At 39.7% G+C, this 18,249-nt stretch carries 13 protein-coding genes; 6 read left to right on the forward strand and 7 right to left on the reverse strand.

The window, feature by feature from the left end:
- Positions 1 to 245 precede the first annotated feature (245 nt).
- Positions 246 to 2,651 carry an alpha-ketoacid dehydrogenase subunit alpha/beta gene (locus tag MB14_RS14445; RefSeq protein WP_062592817.1) on the forward strand — a complete coding sequence of 802 codons (2,406 nt, stop codon included), beginning with the start codon at positions 246 to 248 and terminating at the stop codon, positions 2,649 to 2,651.
- A gap of 92 nt (positions 2,652 to 2,743) precedes the next feature.
- Here the strand turns inward: MB14_RS14445 and MB14_RS14450 are convergent, their stop codons facing one another.
- The 3 genes from MB14_RS14450 to mtaB all read right to left on the reverse strand — a co-directional run bounded on the left by MB14_RS14450 (position 2,744) and on the right by mtaB (position 5,139).
- The gene (locus MB14_RS14450) at positions 2,744 to 3,217 is read right to left on the reverse strand and encodes a heme-binding domain-containing protein (RefSeq protein ID WP_053224255.1); all 474 of its coding nucleotides are present in this window, start codon (positions 3,215 to 3,217) and stop codon (positions 2,744 to 2,746) included.
- A gap of 127 nt (positions 3,218 to 3,344) precedes the next feature.
- Positions 3,345 to 3,641, reverse strand: coding sequence for a hypothetical protein (locus MB14_RS14455; RefSeq protein WP_062592819.1), 297 nt, complete (start codon positions 3,639 to 3,641; stop codon positions 3,345 to 3,347).
- A gap of 178 nt (positions 3,642 to 3,819) precedes the next feature.
- On the reverse strand, positions 3,820 to 5,139 hold the full coding sequence (mtaB, locus tag MB14_RS14460; protein ID WP_062592821.1) for a tRNA (N(6)-L-threonylcarbamoyladenosine(37)-C(2))-methylthiotransferase MtaB: 1,320 nt from the start codon (positions 5,137 to 5,139) through the stop codon (positions 3,820 to 3,822).
- A 232-nt stretch (positions 5,140 to 5,371) separates the two neighbouring features.
- Between mtaB and MB14_RS14465 the strand changes: the two genes are divergently transcribed.
- The gene (locus tag MB14_RS14465) at positions 5,372 to 7,534 is read left to right on the forward strand and encodes a glutamine synthetase III family protein (protein WP_062592823.1); all 2,163 of its coding nucleotides are present in this window, start codon (positions 5,372 to 5,374) and stop codon (positions 7,532 to 7,534) included.
- Between the two features lie 73 nt (positions 7,535 to 7,607).
- The gene (locus MB14_RS14470) at positions 7,608 to 8,504 is read left to right on the forward strand and encodes an alpha/beta fold hydrolase (protein WP_157716598.1); all 897 of its coding nucleotides are present in this window, start codon (positions 7,608 to 7,610) and stop codon (positions 8,502 to 8,504) included.
- 169 nt (positions 8,505 to 8,673) lie between these two features.
- On the opposite strand, the gene MB14_RS14475 is transcribed toward MB14_RS14470, so the two are convergent.
- On the reverse strand, positions 8,674 to 9,111 hold the full coding sequence (locus MB14_RS14475) for a hypothetical protein (RefSeq protein ID WP_062592827.1): 438 nt from the start codon (positions 9,109 to 9,111) through the stop codon (positions 8,674 to 8,676).
- Positions 9,112 to 9,199: 88 nt separating this feature from the next.
- Positions 9,200 to 9,589 (reverse strand): endonuclease domain-containing protein, encoded by a 390-nt coding sequence (locus tag MB14_RS14480; protein WP_062592829.1) that lies wholly within the window; start codon positions 9,587 to 9,589, stop codon positions 9,200 to 9,202.
- A gap of 280 nt (positions 9,590 to 9,869) precedes the next feature.
- On the opposite strand from MB14_RS14480, the gene MB14_RS14490 reads away from it, so the two are divergent.
- Complete coding sequence (locus tag MB14_RS14490; protein ID WP_157716599.1) at positions 9,870 to 10,505, forward strand: outer membrane beta-barrel protein; 636 nt, start codon at positions 9,870 to 9,872, stop codon at positions 10,503 to 10,505.
- Positions 10,506 to 10,578: 73 nt separating this feature from the next.
- Here the strand turns inward: MB14_RS14490 and MB14_RS14495 are convergent, their stop codons facing one another.
- On the reverse strand, positions 10,579 to 13,518 hold the full coding sequence (locus MB14_RS14495) for a leucine--tRNA ligase (RefSeq protein WP_062592835.1): 2,940 nt from the start codon (positions 13,516 to 13,518) through the stop codon (positions 10,579 to 10,581).
- 129 nt (positions 13,519 to 13,647) lie between these two features.
- Between MB14_RS14495 and MB14_RS14500 the strand changes: the two genes are divergently transcribed.
- Together MB14_RS14500 and MB14_RS14505 are read left to right on the forward strand one after the other, a co-directional pair.
- Positions 13,648 to 13,893, forward strand: a complete 246-nt coding sequence (locus MB14_RS14500; RefSeq protein WP_062592837.1) for a hypothetical protein — start codon at positions 13,648 to 13,650, stop codon at positions 13,891 to 13,893.
- A gap of 377 nt (positions 13,894 to 14,270) precedes the next feature.
- Positions 14,271 to 16,664, forward strand: coding sequence for an ABC transporter permease (locus MB14_RS14505; RefSeq protein WP_062592839.1), 2,394 nt, complete (start codon positions 14,271 to 14,273; stop codon positions 16,662 to 16,664).
- Between the two features lie 195 nt (positions 16,665 to 16,859).
- On the opposite strand, the gene MB14_RS14510 is transcribed toward MB14_RS14505, so the two are convergent.
- Complete coding sequence (locus tag MB14_RS14510; RefSeq protein WP_062592841.1) at positions 16,860 to 18,239, reverse strand: ATP-dependent nuclease; 1,380 nt, start codon at positions 18,237 to 18,239, stop codon at positions 16,860 to 16,862.
- Between the last annotated feature and the right edge of the window lie 10 nt (positions 18,240 to 18,249).

Consider the following 18,249-nt stretch of genomic DNA (forward strand, 5'->3'; position numbering starts at 1 on the left):
AAAAGGTTTTTATTTAAGGGTTTAGAGTCACTTTGATGAAAAATTTCAACTTAAGGTTAATAGGGAATAAAATTTCGTTCGGCAAACTTATTCGAAATAATATATTGAAATTTATTTATTTTCTGTCTTTTATTCTGTGTAACCGTTTGTAATTTAGCTTACGCCAAATTTGATTCGTATCTGTAAAATTGTATTTTTGTTCACATTCGGATAAAAGGTGCTTTAAAAATTTAACGTTTAAGATATTGGGAGCGACTAAAACAGATAGAAAACTGGGTATAAGTGTAGAGGAGATATTGAACGATTATCGTTTGGCATGCGAAAGCAGAGAAGCGAGTTTGATGGGACGAAAGGAAGTTTTCATGGGGAAAGCTAAGTTTGGCATTTTTGGTGATGGTAAAGAGGTAGCTCAAATTGCTATGGCCAAGGCTTTCAAAAAGGGAGATTTCCGTTCTGGTTACTATCGCGATCAAACCTTTATGTTTGCTATTGGTCAGCTTAGTGTTCAGGAATACTTCGCTCAGCTGTATGCTCACACCGATGTTGAAGCAGAACCTGCTAGCGGAGGAAGGTCTATGAACGGTCACTTCGGCACTCGACTTTTAGACGAAAATGGAGAATGGAAGAAGCAAACGGAAATGAAAAACTCCAGTGCAGATATTTCTCCAACTGCTGGTCAAATGCCAAGACTTTTGGGTTTGGCTTATGCTTCAAAGCTCTATCGCCAAAATAAAGATTTACATCAATTCTCTGATTTCTCAATAACAGGAAATGAAGTAGCCTTTGGAACAATTGGTAACGCATCAACTTCTGAAGGCCCATTTTTTGAGTCGATTAACGCTGCTGGGGTGCTACAAGTACCAATGGTAATGTCTGTTTGGGATGATGAATATGGGATTTCTGTTCCAAAAGAATACCACACTACGAAGGGGAGTATCTCTGAGTTTTTAGCCGGAATACAGCGCACAAAAGACAAACCTGGTTTTGAGGTGTTTGTGGTGAAAGGCTGGGATTATATGGCATTGGTCGAAACTTTTGAAAAGGCCGCCAAAATAGCTCGAGAAGAACATGTACCTACCTTTATTCACGTGGTTGAAATGACACAGCCACAAGGTCATTCTACTTCGGGCTCACATGAAAGATATAAATCAAAGGAAAGGCTTCAGTGGGAAGCTGATTTTGATTGCCTCAAAAAAATGAGGGAATGGATTCTAGAAAATGAATTGGCGCAAGAAGCTGATTTAGATATAATAGAAAAAGAAGCCAAAGAAGGTGCGAAGTCAGCAAAAACTGCTGCATGGAATGCCTTTATGCAAGATATAAAAGCCGAGCAAAACGAGGCGATTGCAGCGATCGAGAAATGTGCTGAAGACAGTAATTTCATCGGAGAAATACACCAAGCTGCATCTGACCTAAAGAAAACGATGAATCCAATTCGATTGGATTCGATCAAAGCCGTTAAAAAAGTGCTTAGGCTGACCCGTTCAGAAAATACTGAAGCAAGAACGGAGTTAGCGGCTTGGCTTAAAAATACCTTAGCAAAAAATGAAGAAAGATTCAGTTCACATCTTTTAAGCGAGTCTGCAAAGTCAGCTTTAAAAGTTGATGAAATTAAAGCAGAGTTTTCAGATGAATCTCCTTTGGTTGATGGTCGAGAAGTGCTTCAAGCATGTTTTGATGCCGCTTTGGCCCGCGATCCTAGGGTTTTTGCCATTGGTGAAGATGTAGGGAAAATCGGAGATGTAAATCAGGCTTTTGCTGGCTTGCAAGATAAGTACGGACAGTTAAGAGTTACCGATACTGGTATTCGCGAAGCTACCATTATCGGACAAGGAATTGGTGCGGCACTTAGGGGCTTAAGGCCAATTACCGAAATTCAGTATTTGGATTACTTACTCTATGCTATTCAGATTCTTTCTGATGACCTAGCCTCTCTTCAGTACAGAACTGCTGGCGGCCAAAAGGCACCATTGATTATTAGAACAAGAGGGCATAGGCTTGAAGGTGTTTGGCATTCAGGGTCGCCAATGGGGATGATTTTGAGCAGCTTACGCGGAATTCATGTGTTAGTGCCTCGAAATATGACGCAAGCAGCTGGGTTCTATAATACCATGTTAAAAGCCGATGAGCCAGCACTGATTATTGAATGTTTGAATGGTTACCGCCTGAAAGAACGAATCCCAAATAATATTGGTGAGTTCACTTTGCCTTTGGGTATTCCTGAAGTATTAAAAGAGGGTACCGATATGACTATTGTTACATATGGTTCAATGTGTAGAATTGTAATGCAGGCTGCCGAAGAACTAGAGGAGATTGGTATTTCAGTAGAGGTGATCGATGTTCAGACTTTACTTCCTTTTGATGTTCATCATTCAATAGTCGATTCAATTAAGAAAACCAATAGGGTGATTTTTGCTGATGAAGATGTACCTGGAGGTGCTTCGGCTTACATGATGCAGAAAGTAGTGGAGGAGCAAGGTGCTTACTTCCATTTAGATTCTCAGCCAGTAACCATTGCAGCAAAAGAGCACAGGCCAGCATATGCTTCTGATGGAGATTATTTCTCTAAACCGAGCGTTGAAACTGTTTTCGACACGGCTTATGCGTTAATGAATGAGGTAGATCCAGTTAAATTTCCAGAATTATACTAATAAGGATATTAAAGCCTTAAAGTGGCTTTAAAGTAAAAGGGAAGGCTTTACCATATGGTAAAGCCTTCCCTTTTTTATTGAATAATGGTTGTTTAATTTTCTGTTTCTGCGGCAATGTTGGCTCTTTCTGCATTTGCCCAATTTCTGAGCTTTTCAATCTGCTCGTCAGAAAGTTCGGCATCTTTGTGCATAGGGAGATAGTTAGGAAGTGGCATTTCACGCTTTTCAACCAACTCAACTACTTCCTCTAATTTATGGTCACGTCTACGGGCAGTATAAGTACCCCATAATGAAAAGTTTAATTCGTCTCTACCGTGTTCAATATGATCGCCAATCCACCAGCTTAAAGGAGCAACGTTTGAATACCAAGGGTAACGTGGTTGATCTGAGTGGCAATCATAACAAGATGTTTTTAGCATGGCAGCAATTTCATCATCTATATTCAAGGAAAGAATGATGTCGTTATCAGTAACTGGCTCACTTATTTTTTCAGGGCGATTGATAAATTGAATGACAACAAATGCAAAAAGAATGAAGAGAAGAATGTAGCGGAGTATTTTTTTCATGGTTAAGAATTAGCAGTTGAATATTCGGTGCTAATTCAAATATGAAAAATATTTCTGTATAAAATTAGGCGCTTGTATAAAAAATGGAAGTCGCAGACTTTATGTACTGCGACTATTGTTAGTATTCTTAGAAGATAAAATTCAGGAATTCATAACCTCCCCAGAAGAGTAAAAGAGAGACTGCTGTACTGGCAGTAATTAGAAGTAGTGTTCTTTTTCTGTCTTCTAATTGCTCTTGTTGAATCTGTGTTCTGATTTTTTTTGATCCTAGAGTACTAAGCTTTTTGAAAGTGTATTTGCGCCCAGAGGGTTGGATGAACTTGTTTGCTGACTGGATGTTAAAAGAGCCTCCTCTGTTTAGTAGAGCCCTATTATTCATCATTCTGTTGTTCGCATCTAATATGAAACCTAATCCGCTTGCCATGATTTTTTTAAGTTTAGTGACATGTAGGTTTTCGTAAAAAGTACGTTTGGGTTCCTCGCTGAGGGTAAGTGGTAGGAGACTTGGGTAAAGGGTTCTCGGTGATGTGTAAGATCTATCTTACCACTTCTAATTCTAGATTTTCATGTAAATTCCCTGAATTTATTGAGAAGAAGGAGTTTTAATGAGTTTCAAAAACCATTTCTGGTTCTTCTACATCAACAGTTCCGTTTTCATTGATAGACTTTAGTGTAACCGTTTTTAGCTCATTGATGAGCATCGGGTCATATTTAGCGGAAACGCGCACATAGTTTTCAGTAAAGCCGTGCATCATACCGTTCTCAATATCATTCTCAAAAAGAACAGTTGCAGTAGACCCCAGATTCTCTCTATAGAATTGCTGTTTCTTTTTCTCTGAAAGAATTCGAAGCATTTTCGAGCGCTCTTTTCTTTCTTTTAAAGGAACTCGCCCTTCCATTTCTGGTGCAGCGGTATTTGCCCTTTCAGAATAAGTGAAAACGTGGAGGTAAGAAATGTTTAACTCGTTTAAGAAGTTATAAGTATCTAAAAAGTCCTCATGCGTTTCGCCCGGAAAACCAACTATAACATCCACACCAATACAGCAATTGGGCATCAGTTGCTTGATTTTGTTGATTCTGTCCTCGTACAGCTCCCTCAAATAGCGTCTGCGCATTCGTCTGAGCGTTTTGTTATTCCCAGATTGCAACGGAATGTGGAAGTGAGGTACAAAGCGTTTCGAGCTTGAAGTAAACTCAATGATCTCGTTGGTAAGCAAATTAGGCTCAATGGAAGAAATGCGTATACGATCAATGCCTTCTACTTCATCAATGGCTTTTACCAAGTCTACAAAACGTTCAGTTCTTTTTCCGTCTTGAATTCCGAAATCGCCAATGTTTACACCGGTAAGTACTACCTCTTTTACTTCTGAAGCAGCAATTTCTCGTGCCGAATTCAAAATATTCTCCACACTGTCGCTTCTGCTTTTGCCGCGCGCCAAAGGAATGGTGCAAAATGCACAATGATAATTACAGCCGTCTTGTACTTTCAGGAAAGTACGTGTTCTGTCATTAATAGAGTAAGCATTATTAAAGGTTGTCGCTTCTTTAATTTCAGAAGCTAACACCTGTGTGTTTTCTGGCTTTACAAAGCCATCCAGTAATTCAATAAGTCTGAATTTTTCCGCTGCACCTAAAACTGCATCTACACCTGGGATTTCCGAAATTTCTTTAGGTTTTAGTTGTGCGTAGCAGCCAATAATAGCTACATAACCGTTGGGGTTTATGTTTTGAGCTTCGCGAACAATCTTCGCACACTTTTTATCTGCATTATCAGTTACCGAACAGGTGTTAATAATGAAAATATCGGGTGTTTCAGAAAACTCTACCTTTTGATAACCCTTTTCAGCAAACTGACGGGAAATGGTGGAGGTTTCTGAAAAATTCAGCTTACAGCCTAATGTATAAAATGCTACTTTTCTCATTTCGGGCTGCAAATCTAAGCATTTAACTTAGTATTCAGAAGTATTAAGGTTGAAGTGAGTCTGCTTTAGGCTATGCTTTGAGTTTTGAAGTTGAAAATACTTTGTTGTGTCTGATTTTAGGGTGTTTTTCGTTTTTCTGAAAAAAGTAGGGTAAAAAAACACCCTGTTTCTAAATTTTTTGCTGCAATTCACTTAGTTTTGGGTGTAAATTTTAACCAATCAGTTCTATCGTATGTTAAATCAACGTCAGCGAGCGCTTAATATCGTTCAAACAAGAACTACAGAGCGCGTTTTCGCCCCTGCAGACAAAATTTCAGATTTCTTTGCCGATGATGTATTCACACTTGAGAAAATGAGGTCAACTTTGACTCCAGAAACGTTCAAGAAAGTTGAAGCGGTAATAAAGAAAGGAAAGAAAATAGACCTAGAAACTGCCAGCGAGGTAGCTTCTGCGGTAAAAACATGGGCCCTTTCTAAGGGAACTACCCATTTCACACACTGGTTTCAACCTTTAACAGGATCGACTGCTGAAAAGCATGACTCTTTCTTTGATGCTCAAAAGGGTATTGAGGTGTTAAAAGGCAGTGCGTTGATTCAACAAGAGCCAGACGCCTCTTCTTTCCCAAATGGTGGAATCAGAAGTACTTTTGAGGCACGTGGTTATACTGCTTGGGATCCTACTTCTCCGATATTCATTTGGGGTAGAACTTTATGTATTCCAACCATCTTTGTTTCTTACACAGGTGAAGCGCTAGACCATAAAGTGCCTTTATTAAAGGCGGTTGAAGCGGTTGATAAAGCAGCAACTAAAGTTTGCCAACTTTTCGATAGGAATGTAGCTGGTGTGAGTGTTTCATTGGGTGTTGAGCAAGAATACTTTGTAATCGACAAAGCTTTGTTTAATGCACGTCCTGACTTGGTAATGAGCGGAAGAACAATTTTCGGTCACCACCCAGCAAGAGGGCAACAGTTAGATGATCATTACTTTGGTGCTATTCCAAGTCGTGTTTATAATTTCATGAAAGACTTTGAAATTGAGTCTTTGAAATTGGGAATTCCTGTAATGACTCGTCATAATGAAGTAGCCCCAGCTCAGTTTGAAGTAGCCCCATTATACGAAGATATTAACATAGCAACTGATCACAATTCATTGATGATGGACGTGATGGATCGTGTTGCTGAAAGACATGACCTAAAGGTTATTTTCCACGAAAAGCCATTTGCTGGACTTAACGGTTCTGGAAAACACAACAACTGGTCGCTAATCACAGGTACTGGTGTAAACGTATTCCAACCAAGCTCTAGCGCTAGAGAAAACTTGCAGTTTTTAACCTTCTTAGTAACAACTATTAAGGCTATTCACGAGCACCCAGGAATGCTGAGGGCCAGTATTGCTTCTGCTGGTAACGATCATAGGTTAGGTGCGAATGAGGCTCCTCCTGCTATTATGTCGGTATTTATTGGTTCTGAACTTACTTCAGTTTTACAAGAATTGGAGAACAACGGAAACGTTAAAGTTGACAAAGGTGATAACATGTATATGAAATTGGGGATCGATAAAATTCCTCAAATCATACTCGATAATACCGATAGAAACAGGACTTCTCCTTTTGCTTTTACTGGAAATAAGTTTGAGTTTAGAGCCGTTGGATCTGACCAAAATGTGGCTGAGCCAATGACTGTGCTGAACCTAATTGTAGCAAATCAATTAAAAGAGTTTTACAATGAGGTAAGCAACTTGATCAAGAAAGGTGAGGACAAGAAAATTGCGATAGTCAATGTACTGAGAAAGTACATTAAAGAATCTAAGTCTGTTTTATTTGAAGGTGACGGATATTCTGAAGAATGGGCAGAGGAGGCAAAGAAAAGAGGCCTTCCAAATGTAAAAGATACAGCAAGAGCTCTAGATGCTTATGTTGCTGAAGATTCCATCAAAATGTTTGAGGAATTTAAGGTGATGAATGCAGTTGAGCTTGAAGCCAGAAACGAGATTCAGTTAGAAAACTATATTCTGAAATTGCAGATTGAAGCCAGGTTAATGGGCGAAATTGCAATGAATATGATTCTTCCTGCAGCTGTTGATTATCAAAGCAGACTAATGGATAATGCGACTAAGCTTGCAAGTTTGGGTCTCGATAATTCTCATATTATGGCTGTTATTACAAAGGTGAATGGTTACATTCAAACCATTCAGACCAAGGTAAATGCCATGAATGATGAGCGAGGCGAGGTGAACCATATCGAAGAATCTAGAGATAGAGCAATTGCGTATTGTGATAGAATTAAAGGAAAATACTTTGATGAAATTCGTAATGCAGTGGATAAACTCGAACTATTGGTTGACGATGAGGATTGGCCTTTATTGAAATATAGAGAAATGCTTTTCTTAAGATAACCGAAACTATTTCATAAATTTTAAAACCACTTCCAGTAGGGAGTGGTTTTTTTATGGTATGTTTCTAATGCTTATGAAGAAGAAATCGAAGTGGTTTAAAAGAGTGAGAATTGGTTGCTTTTCAAGCGTGGTGCTTATTGTAGTTCTTTCTCAAATAGTAAGCGGTTGTATTAGCTTTTCCAAAAGCGACAAAGAGGTAGCTAAATTTTTTGAAGACCAGCCTGTAAAACCAGTCAGCGATACTTATACGGTTGACGACTATGAAATGCACTATAAAGTGCTGGACCTAAAACAACCTGCGACATTCGTATTTATACACGGCACGCCCGGTTCTTGGGATGCCTTCATTGATTATTTTGTTGATAGCACGCTTTATAATAAAGCAGTAATAGTATCTCCCGATCGGCCGGGTTTTGGGAAGTCGAGTTACGGTAAACCAATTGCTTCATTAGAAACCCAAGCCAAATATTTAGCTCCTATTTTAGAGAAGTACCCAGCACCAAGAATTCTAATAGGTCATTCGCTAGGTGGGCCAATTGTCGCAAGAATGGCTATGGATTTTCCAGAGCTGGTAGATGGTATTATTATGTTGGCACCAGCACTTTCTGCCGAATTGGAACCGCACGAAGATTGGTTTAGAGTGCCTATGCGTTGGCCAATTATTGAAGGAATTTTCCCTAAAATATTTAGAATCTCTAACGAAGAACTTATTTTCTTAAGAGAGGAACTTGAACTAATGATGCCGCTTTGGAAGGATGTTACAATGCCTAGCGTTGTAATTCAAGGCGAAGCCGATGATCTTGTTCACCCCGGAAATGGAGCATTTGCAGATAGCGTTCTGGTCAATGCGCCACATGAAATTATTATGCTGCCTAAGCAAAACCATTTTTTGCCTTGGAACGAATCTGAGCTCGTTAAAAAAACGATATTGGAGATGTTGGAAGGGATTAGGAGTGGGGCTGGGAGTTAGGTGATGAGATTTTTATTAATTTTTGGGTATGTCCACCCCCTGCCCCCGCCAGCGGGGGAGATAAGCAGTAGAGCTTATATTTTTACTTCTGGAGTTTCAGTAAATCTTCCGCTGTCCTCCCCTGGGGGAGGTTGGAGGGGGATTTGCCTCTGACTCGTCCTAAAAAAGTTTACATTGTTGAATCAGTCGGAGGTGTTTTTTTCAAGTTGATTGCGCTTTTTTGAGGTTCTGTAAACCGATATTTCACATAAACCTTTTTGTCTGGGTCATTGATTATCCGATCTAGGCTTTCTAAATTTTCTTGTGTTGGCGCAACTCTGTCCGTTTGGGTAAACTCCATTGTTCCCACTTTATATTCGTATTGAATTAGAATGTGATTGACCTCTGTTTTATTACCTTCCAAACTTTGACGCATTCCTGTTTTAATATCAGTAGTGATTAAAGTTCCTACGGTTTCGGAGTCATATGTGGTGAGTTTAAAGTGTTCTGTAATTTTAGAGAAGTTGAAAATTATGATGAATAATGTAATTATAAGAATCCAAAACATAAGGTTCCCTAGAACCTCTTTTTTATCCCATAAATGATAAAACCTCACCTTGTTGGCCATTCTATTTAAAGATAGTTTAAAGAGTTTATTTGTAAAAAAAAAGGTTATTCCCATGCTGTTCTCCGTTGGGGAGGTTGGAGGGAGATTTTTATTCGTTCTGAATCTTGGCCATTAGCACTTCCACTTCATAAGCTATATTTCTGTAAACCGAGCTTATAGAAGTTGATACTTCTTCATCTGTGAATCGGATGACCTTGAAGCCTAGAGACTCTAGTTTCAATTGTCTTATTTTATCATTTTCGGTAACTTCTTCATAAGTATGGGTAATACCATCAACTTCAATAATGAGTTTTAAGGGTAAACAAACGAAGTCGACAATGTAATTGTCTATAGGTCTTTGACGTCTGAATTGTTGCCCATAAACTTGACGTTTGCTTAGGATGTATTTCCATAAAGAAGCCTCAGCTTTTGTCATTTCATTTCTGAGTCTTTTTGCGGGATGTTTTAGGTGCTTATTGTAGTGATTGTTAGATGGCATTAAGTTTAAGTTAGAAAATATTTCACTTACTATCCACCCCCTGCCCCCGCCAGCGGGGGATATTTACGGTTGTTGTTTGGTTTTGCTTCTGAGGTCTCAATGCTTTTTTGCAACTTTTCCTTTTTGTTATCTGAAGTTTCTGCACCTCTGCTGCTGTCCTCCCTTGGGGGAGGTGGCGCATCCAGAAGGAGATTTGATTCACGCTTTAACTTCCAACCAATCAAGATGAGGGTGTGTCTATTGGGGTATGAAAACTATTCGATTTTTTATTATTTCTTTCATGCTTGGAGCAGCGAGTCCAGCTTTGCAGGCACAAATAACTGTAGGTCTTAAAACTGGTTATACCCAGGCTTGGGAGGATTATGGTGATGTCAACTTACCTGACGATGCGATAATCCATGTGAATAGATTCAATGTTACAGCCATAGGCTTTTATCGTTTGACACCACATTTTAGTCTAGGGATTGAGCCAGGTTTTGTGAAACGGGGTGCGGCATGCGTACCAGGTTGGTGGGGAGGTACTCCGGGGTTTTCAGGAGATACTCAATTGACTTTGAATTATGTAGAAATGCCACTTATGTTAGCGGCTAATCTACCTTTCTGGAGTCCGAAACTTGAATTCAAAGCTAAACTGGGTTATGGTTTGGCTTATATGGTAAGTGCCAACGAGAAAATAGTCGACTTAGAAACCAATGAGGAGTTATTGAAACAGAGGGTTGATTTTGATAGAAGAAACCTAAACCGTTGGGACAATGGTGTTTATCTAGGTGTTGGTTTTGGTTACCAGATTGGAAAGGGGAGTTTATTATTGGAGAGCACCTACTTTAGGTCGCCAAAGAATGCTGATGAAAACAACTCATCTAAAAATAGAAGTTGGAATATCAATTTCGGCTATGCCTTTATACTGAGTAGATAAAACCAAAAAAGCCTAACTCTTTCGAATTAGGCTTTTCAATATTTCATTTTTTCTATCGACTATCGACTATCGACTAAATCACGATATTCACGATCTTCTTAGGTACCACGATTACCTTTTTAGGGGTTTTACCTTCGAGCCATTTTTGAACGTTTTCGTTGGCGAGTACTTCTGCTTGAATTTCAGCATTTGGCTTATCTACCGCGAAACTCATTTTCACCCTCATTTTACCATTAATGGCAACCGGGTATTCGTGCTCGTCTTCGACTAAAAACTCTTCATTCAGTACTGGATAAGGCGCATTTACAATACTGCCCTTATTGCCCAATAAGCTCCAAAGTTCTTCGGTGATGTGTGGTGCATAAGGCGAAATTAACACCACTAAATCAGCCAATACCTGACGGTTATTGCAGTTCAATGCGGTAAGCTCATTCACGCAAATCATAAAGCTACTGACAGAAGTATTGAACGAATAGCGCTCTATGTCTTCTTCCGCTTTTTTAATGGTTTTGTGAAGCACTTTCAACTCCGCTTTGCTTGGCGCTTCATCGCTTACCGCAAACTCACCTTCTTGGTTATGGAAAAGTCTCCAAAGCTTCTTCAAGAATTTAGAAACACCATCAATGCCATTGGTGTTCCATGGTTTGAATTGCTCCAAAGGCCCAAGGAACATTTCGTATAAACGAAGGGTGTCGGCACCGTACTTATTAACTATGTCATCTGGATTGACCACATTATAATAACGCTTAGACATTTTCTCTACTTCCCATCCGCAAACATATTTGCCGTTTTCTTCAGTAATGAATTCTGCATCCGCCAAATCAGGTCGCCAGTTGCGGAAAGCTTCCATATCGAGTTCATCATTGTAAACAATGTTGACATCTACATGTATGTCCGATGTTGCTAGTAAAGCGTATTTTTGATTTGAATCTTCTATTGACTCAAGAAGGTTCTCATTGGTTACAATAGTGTCTTCTAGGTTTAAATCTGGAAAGAAATTATTAATCTCCTTCTTATCTGTTGTAGATAATTCACCACTAATGATGCGGTCTCGTAGATTCTTTGAAATATATACCTGTTTGTTAAGTGATGAGTTAGTTCTTAACCTGTAAACAAAATTCGATCTCCCCTGAATCATTCCTTGGTTGATCAATTTCTTGAAAGGCTCTTGTTGGTTCACAATGCCTAAATCGAACATGATTTTGTTCCAGAAACGAGAATACAGCAAGTGACCTGTGGCGTGTTCAGAGCCACCAATGTACAAGTCCACATTCTCCCAATATTCCTGAATGTCTTTGTCTACAAAAGCCGTATCGTTTTTGGCGTCCATATAGCGGTACCAATACCAGCTTGAGCCAGCCCAACCCGGCATGGTGCTCATTTCTAGCGGATAAGCTTGGGTTTCGCCTTTTGGCGTATAATTAAAGTTTTCGGCCCTGGCCAATGGCGGATCGCCATCTTCCGTAGGTAAGTATTTATCAATTTCGGGTAGAATAATCGGCAAGTCGGCCTCGTCTACCAAGTAAGGAATGTCGTTTTTGAAATAGACAGGCACAGGTTCACCCCAATACCTTTGACGTGCGAAAATGGCATCTCTAATTCTGAAATTGATTTTTCCTTTTCCAATTCCTTTTTCTTCTGCAAACTCAATGGCTTTGGCAATGGCGTCCTTGCAATTCAAACCATTCAAAAAACCAGAGTTCATCATTATGCCTTCCTTGGTAGGATCGGCTTTTTCGCTGATGTCTGCGCCTTCAATTACCGGAACAATCGGTAAACCGAAGTGCTTCGCGAAGTCGTAATCACGTTGGTCGCCACAAGGCACGGCCATTACTGCGCCAGTACCGTAACCCGCCAAAACGTAATCGGCAATCCAGATCTGAATTTTTTCTCCGTTGAATGGATTGGTCGCATAACTGCCCGTAAACACGCCTGAGATGGTTTTTACATCACTCATTCTGTCGCGTTCCGAACGGTTTTTGGCCGTTTCCACATAAGCAGCCACCGCTTCTTTTTGGTCTTCGGTGGTCAATTCGGCCACCATTTCGCTTTCAGGCGCTAGAGACAAGAATGTAACCCCGAAAATCGTATCGATACGTGTGGTGAACACATTGATCTTCAAATCATGACCTACCACAGGGAAAGCCAATTCGGCACCAATGGATTTACCAATCCAGTTGCGCTGCATTTCTTTCAATGGTTCTGGCCAATCAAGGTTGTCCAAACCTTCGAGCAACCTTTGAGCATAGGCAGTGATGCGCATGCTCCATTGCTTCATTTTCTTCTTTACTACGGGGTGGCCACCGCGTTCCGAAAAACCATCTTTTACTTCATCGTTAGAGAGTACGGTTTTCAGTTCGGGACACCAGTTTACCGAGGTTTCAGAAAGGTAAGTGAGTCTGTATTTGAGCAGCATGCGCTGCTGCTCTTCTTCCGACCAAGCATTCCATTCGTCTGCTGAAAAAGACGGAGTATCTTCATCGCAAGCGGCATTTACATTCGCATTACCCGATTGAGCAAAGGTGGCTACCAATTGGTCGATGGTTTCTGCCTTTTCGGTGGCTTTGTTGTACCAGCTATTGAAAATTCTTAGGAAAATCCACTGTGTCCATTTGTAGTACGCAGGGTCGCAGGTTTGAATTTCTTTATCCCAATCAAAGGAAAAACCGATGTTCTTCAGCTGCTCTTTGTAGCGGTCGATGTTTTCTTTGGTGGTAATAGCAGGGTGCTGCCCCGTTTGAATGGCATATTGCTCGGCAGGTAAACCGAATGCATCGAAGCCCATAGGGTGCAATACATTAAAACCCTTGTTTCTTTTGAACCTAGAAACGATATCGGAAGCGATATAGCCTAGTGGGTGGCCTACGTGCAGCCCAGCGCCAGAGGGGTAGGGGAACATGTCGAGCGAGTAAAATTTGGGTTTGCTCTTGTCTACTGTAGCTTTGAACGTCTGGTTTTCGTTCCAGAATGCCTGCCATTTAGGTTCTATATGTTTGTGATTATAATCTGCCATTGCCGCTTAACCGTTTCTAATATCTAAAGTGCGCAAAAATAGTGTTTTTCGCCCTTGAATAAATCATTTTCGCGATTATTCGTGCCTTTTGGGCAAGAGCCATTATATTTAATCATTGAATAGAAATCTATGTTCGGTTTATTTAAAAAGAAGCCCAAAGAAAAGCAGGCGCCAAAACTGCTCGATCTGAATAGCAATCCCATAAATGAGGGCGATGTAGTGACCTCGCTACGCTATGATTTGGGCGATTGTAAAGTGGTATTGGAAGAGCTGGTATTTTTTTACGAGTCGATTGAAACTGGAGAACGCGTAAGTTATGTGCGTATGGTGGATGCGATTACGGAGAACCAGAAAGTGATTTTGAAGAAGGATTGATTTGTAAAGGCTGGGACTTCGCTAGCTCAAGCGTCTCGCTTGGACTTTTGTCTTGATCTTAGCGAGACTAGTTCAAGTTATCAACCCGAGCATTGAGTAAATTTTCTGCTAATTTTTCCGCTTGGTCACCTCTCTAGCCCTTCTCGAGCAGGGAATGCTTTGGTGGTTAATAATCGCCAAATGTTCATAGGTGTCGAAAACTTAATGTTGCTCTCATAGAGCAGTGGAATGAATCATTAATCATTTTTTCGAACAGTTTTTGACACTAGGTTTTGAAATAGCTATAATTTCTACGTAAGGCATTACGTATTTTTATTACATTTATAGCGGTCAATTTTTTTTTTAATCAGATTCTCGAAATCTAAAAAACAACACACATGCTTAAAAATTACATTAAGGTTGCTTTCCGCAGCCTGCTAAGACAACCTGGCTACACAGCACTCAATATTATTGGACTCACCGTTGGTATTGCCTCTAGTTTAATAGTTCTGCTGTACATCTTTCACGAAACAAGCTTCGATAAACAGCACTCCAAGGGTGATCGGATTTATAGGCTTTCAACAGAAATTACGGAGCCTGACAATTCATTTAAATGGGCGAGTATGACAAGGCCTGCTGCATTTACAATTAAAAATGAAAATCCAGAGGTAGAACAGGCTACTCGTTTATCAAGCATAAGTGGTCAAGGCGGTACACGGTTCGACTACAATCAAGTGGACTATTATCAAGAGAATGTTTATGCGGCAGACTCAACGATTTTTGAGGTATTTGATTTTGAATTTATAGCAGGTAACCCTAAAACTGCATTGGAGGCGCCAAACTCGATTGTTATTAATGAGTCTTTGGCGGAAAAAATCTTCAAAAATGAAGACCCCATTGGCAAAACGCTAAAGAGTGGTGGGAATAGAGAAATGACTTTACAAGTGACTGGCGTCTATAAAGATATGCCTAACACTTCTCACCTCATTGCTGACGCACTGATTTCTTGGAAGACGATTTTTACTGGGGGAGATGGTAGCTGGGGAGGCTGGGGTGTTTTTTCTTATGTTTTAGTCAATGAAGGAGTTACAAAAGAAACCTTGCAAGAGAAACTTGATGCAACTGTTACCAAATACATAGCTCCCATTTTTGACCCGCTGAATATAAAGGTTAAAATGATACCAGTGCCGTTGAAGGATATTCATTTGACATCAGATTTTGAAGGTGAACCTGTGGCTGTAGGCAACATTCGGTATGTTCAAATTTTCACAGCAATAGCAATTTTCCTTATCATAATTGCGAGTATCAACTATATGAACTTGGCTACCGCTAGATCTGCCAAAAGATCGATGGAAGTGGGTTTAAGAAAAGTAATGGGCGCTCAAAGAGGCGGCTTAATAGGTCAGTTTTTAACTGAATCAATTCTGATTACACTAATTTCCTTATTCTTAAGTGTGCTGGTAATGATGGCAGTGGTTCCAGCTATAAATAGCATCGTGGGCACTAATTTGGCTATTGAGGCATTGCTGGATACTAAGGTGATATTGGCCATTATCGGTATCGTATTTATTACAGGATTTTTGGGTGGCTGTTACCCTGCATTCTTTTTATCTTCTTTTCAGCCAGCGGCTGTGCTTAAAGGAGGTGGCGGAAAATCTGGAAGTAAATTTTTAAGGAAGTTTTTGGTGACGCTTCAGTTCTCCATTTCCATCTTTATGTTGATTGGTACTTTGGTTATTTATCGTCAAATGCAGTTTTTGAGAGATAAAGATTTGGGTTTTGACAAAGAACAGATGATGCAGATTGACTTTAGAAGTAGGGCCGATGTAGAGAAATGGAATGTTCTTAAAAATGAACTAGTACAAAACGCCAATATAGGTGGAATTGCATCTGCGAGCACCACTCCAGGTAATGGTTATGCTAAAAACGTAATGCCAATTGAGACTGAAGAAGGGCCAATGGATAACCGTGGATTAGACCATTATCAGGTAGATTATGATTTCTTTCCTACACTAGGTATTGAAGTGGTTCAAGGCAGAAACTTTTCGTTGGATTATCCTTCAGACTCATCTCAGGCCGTAATGGTAAACGAGACCATGGTTCGTAGAATGAATTGGACTAACCCAATCGGAAAAAAAGTAAATATATCAGGGGACGAGTCTCTGCCTCCCGCTGTGGTGGTTGGTGTGGTGAAAGATTTTCATCAACAATCTCTTTATGAACCAATTTCGGCTTTATTGTTTACTCCGGGTCGCCTTAACCCTTCGGCAATCGTTAAGATCACAGGCGATGTAGCACCTACAGTTGCCTTTATCGAGGAGGCATGGGAAAGAACATATCCTAATACAGCATTCGAGTATGTGTTTATCGATGAGCAATTTATGGCGAGTTACGAGGCTGATAAGATTCGTGGTCAATTATTCTTGGGCTTTTCTGGCATGACCATCTTGATTGCCTGTTTGGGCTTATTGGGCTTGGCTTCATACACTGCGGAACAACGTTCTAAGGAAATTAGCATTAGAAAAGTGCTTGGCGCTAATACACAAGGGTTGATTAGTTTGCTTATTAAAGATTTTGTGATTCTCATTGTGATTGCCGCTATACCAGCATCAATATTGGGCTATTTTTCTATGATGGACTGGCTGGAAAACTTCCAATTTCATATAACTCCGGGTTTCACAATCTTCGCTACTGTTTTGATTGGGACTATTGTGATTACTGTGCTTACCACGGGTTATCATGCCCGCAAGGCTGCCACCGCTAATCCTGCGGAAAAGTTGAGGAGTGAATAAGTAGTAAAGTAATTAAAAGTCAAAAGGCTCGTTCTGTTTGTGGAATGGGCCTTTTTTATATTGGATGGTTTGAGATAATCGTAACGAGATGTTAAGGCTAGTGGGAAATCAGAAAATGGTTTTGAAGCAGGACTGGCACTTCACAAGTCCAAGTGTATCGCTAGGGCTTTTGTATTGGTGTTGGGAAGAAGGCGGCTAGTTTAATTTTTCGTTTAACTCCTCGAATAGTTTGAAAATGGCTGGTTTATGCTGAGTTTTGATTTTCTTCCCACCTTGATCGATTAGCCCTGAAATAGCAATCGTCCCTTTTCTAGCAGGTTTGTCTCTAACATCGTCTGTCGGTATGCATTGGAAAAAGTAAGTCGGAAAACTAGCGGATAACGAAGTTTTTAGTTCTGAAACATTGTTATCTAGAATGGCAGCGACTTTTTCAAACCCTAAATCACTCATTAATGTTAATATTGTTTTAAGGTTTGTAGCTCCTCCAACACCCCAGCCGAAGAAGTTCCCTTTTACCTTAAGACCTAAGATTTCAATAACGCGTTTTAGAAATATCACATCCTCTTGGCCTTCAGTCAGTATTACATTGTCATCTAGGAAAAAGACCTCATTTGCGTTTAACCCAAATATATGAGGATTATTCAAGTTGCTGAACAGCGGCCTCAATGATTCAATAGTAGTTTGTTTAAGGTTGTTGATATTAATTGCCCCATCCTTTTTAGATGTTCTAGCAAGTTTTCCTCCATTTAACAAGCTTGTCCAATCAATAAAAAAAGGTGAGTGAGTTGAGATGATGATTTGTCTATCAGCGGAATAATCTAATAAAAGCTGACACAATTTTCTTTGCAATGCTGGGTGCAATGACAATTCTGGCTCATCAATTACTATGACATCATTAGGTGTAGAGTCGTACAAAGTATCTACTATAGTGAAAATGCTAATTAATCCTTCTCCGGCACCATCGCTATTATGGTAATTGTCTTCATAATTGAATTTTATGTAAAAACTACCATTCTCATTTTGGTCAATATACCATTTCGGAAGTGGGTTTATAACTCTCTCTAGAACTGCATTGAATTTTTCTTGGTTTTTCTGTATGTCAAATATTCTATGATTAAAGGCATCAAGTTCTCGACCTCGAATAGACGGTAAAGTCGCCTGTTTTAAATAAGTCGATTTATTCCAGTCTCCTTTAGAAAAGAAAGGATTAAAAGTTCTTCTAGAAGGTAGAGTATGGATATTAACATCATCTTTTTTTATTCCTTTCTCATTAAATATTGATTCACTTCCTGCATAATCATTTGTTTTTAAGACGATCGAATGTCCTTCATTTTGCGTTAACTCTATAAAAATTTTATCCCCTGCTTTTTTGTTCCTTTTCCCCTCAGTGAAACTAGGAGGCTTATCTTGAGAAATGGCCCTAAAAGATTCGTAAATGGTAGATTTTCCTGAGTTATTAGGGCCTACAATTATGGTCATTCCTGATCCTTTCTGGCCATTTGAAGTTGCTATCTCCAGTTCTTGACTGCGTTCAAAACCCCTAAACCCACTTATTTTAATTGATTTGTACTGCATAGCTTAATAA

The sequence above is a fragment of the Roseivirga ehrenbergii genome (genome assembly GCF_001593005.1).
In the GTDB taxonomy this organism is placed as follows: Bacteria; Bacteroidota; Bacteroidia; order Cytophagales; family Cyclobacteriaceae; genus Roseivirga; species Roseivirga ehrenbergii.

Coding starts and splice junctions, on each gene's coding strand:
- MB14_RS14450 (WP_053224255.1), bottom strand. CDS start 3,217: ATGAAAAAAATACTCCGCTACATTCTTCTCTTCATTCTTTTTGCATTT.
- MB14_RS14455 (WP_062592819.1), bottom strand. CDS start 3,641: ATGGCAAGCGGATTAGGTTTCATATTAGATGCGAACAACAGAATGATG.
- mtaB (WP_062592821.1), bottom strand. CDS start 5,139: ATGAGAAAAGTAGCATTTTATACATTAGGCTGTAAGCTGAATTTTTCA.
- MB14_RS14465 (WP_062592823.1), top strand. CDS start 5,372: ATGTTAAATCAACGTCAGCGAGCGCTTAATATCGTTCAAACAAGAACT.
- MB14_RS14470 (WP_157716598.1), top strand. CDS start 7,608: ATGAAGAAGAAATCGAAGTGGTTTAAAAGAGTGAGAATTGGTTGCTTT.
- MB14_RS14475 (WP_062592827.1), bottom strand. CDS start 9,111: ATGGCCAACAAGGTGAGGTTTTATCATTTATGGGATAAAAAAGAGGTT.
- MB14_RS14480 (WP_062592829.1), bottom strand. CDS start 9,589: ATGCCATCTAACAATCACTACAATAAGCACCTAAAACATCCCGCAAAA.
- MB14_RS14490 (WP_157716599.1), top strand. CDS start 9,870: ATGCTTGGAGCAGCGAGTCCAGCTTTGCAGGCACAAATAACTGTAGGT.
- MB14_RS14495 (WP_062592835.1), bottom strand. CDS start 13,518: ATGGCAGATTATAATCACAAACATATAGAACCTAAATGGCAGGCATTC.
- MB14_RS14500 (WP_062592837.1), top strand. CDS start 13,648: ATGTTCGGTTTATTTAAAAAGAAGCCCAAAGAAAAGCAGGCGCCAAAA.
- MB14_RS14505 (WP_062592839.1), top strand. CDS start 14,271: ATGCTTAAAAATTACATTAAGGTTGCTTTCCGCAGCCTGCTAAGACAA.
- MB14_RS14510 (WP_062592841.1), bottom strand. CDS start 18,239: ATGCAGTACAAATCAATTAAAATAAGTGGGTTTAGGGGTTTTGAACGC.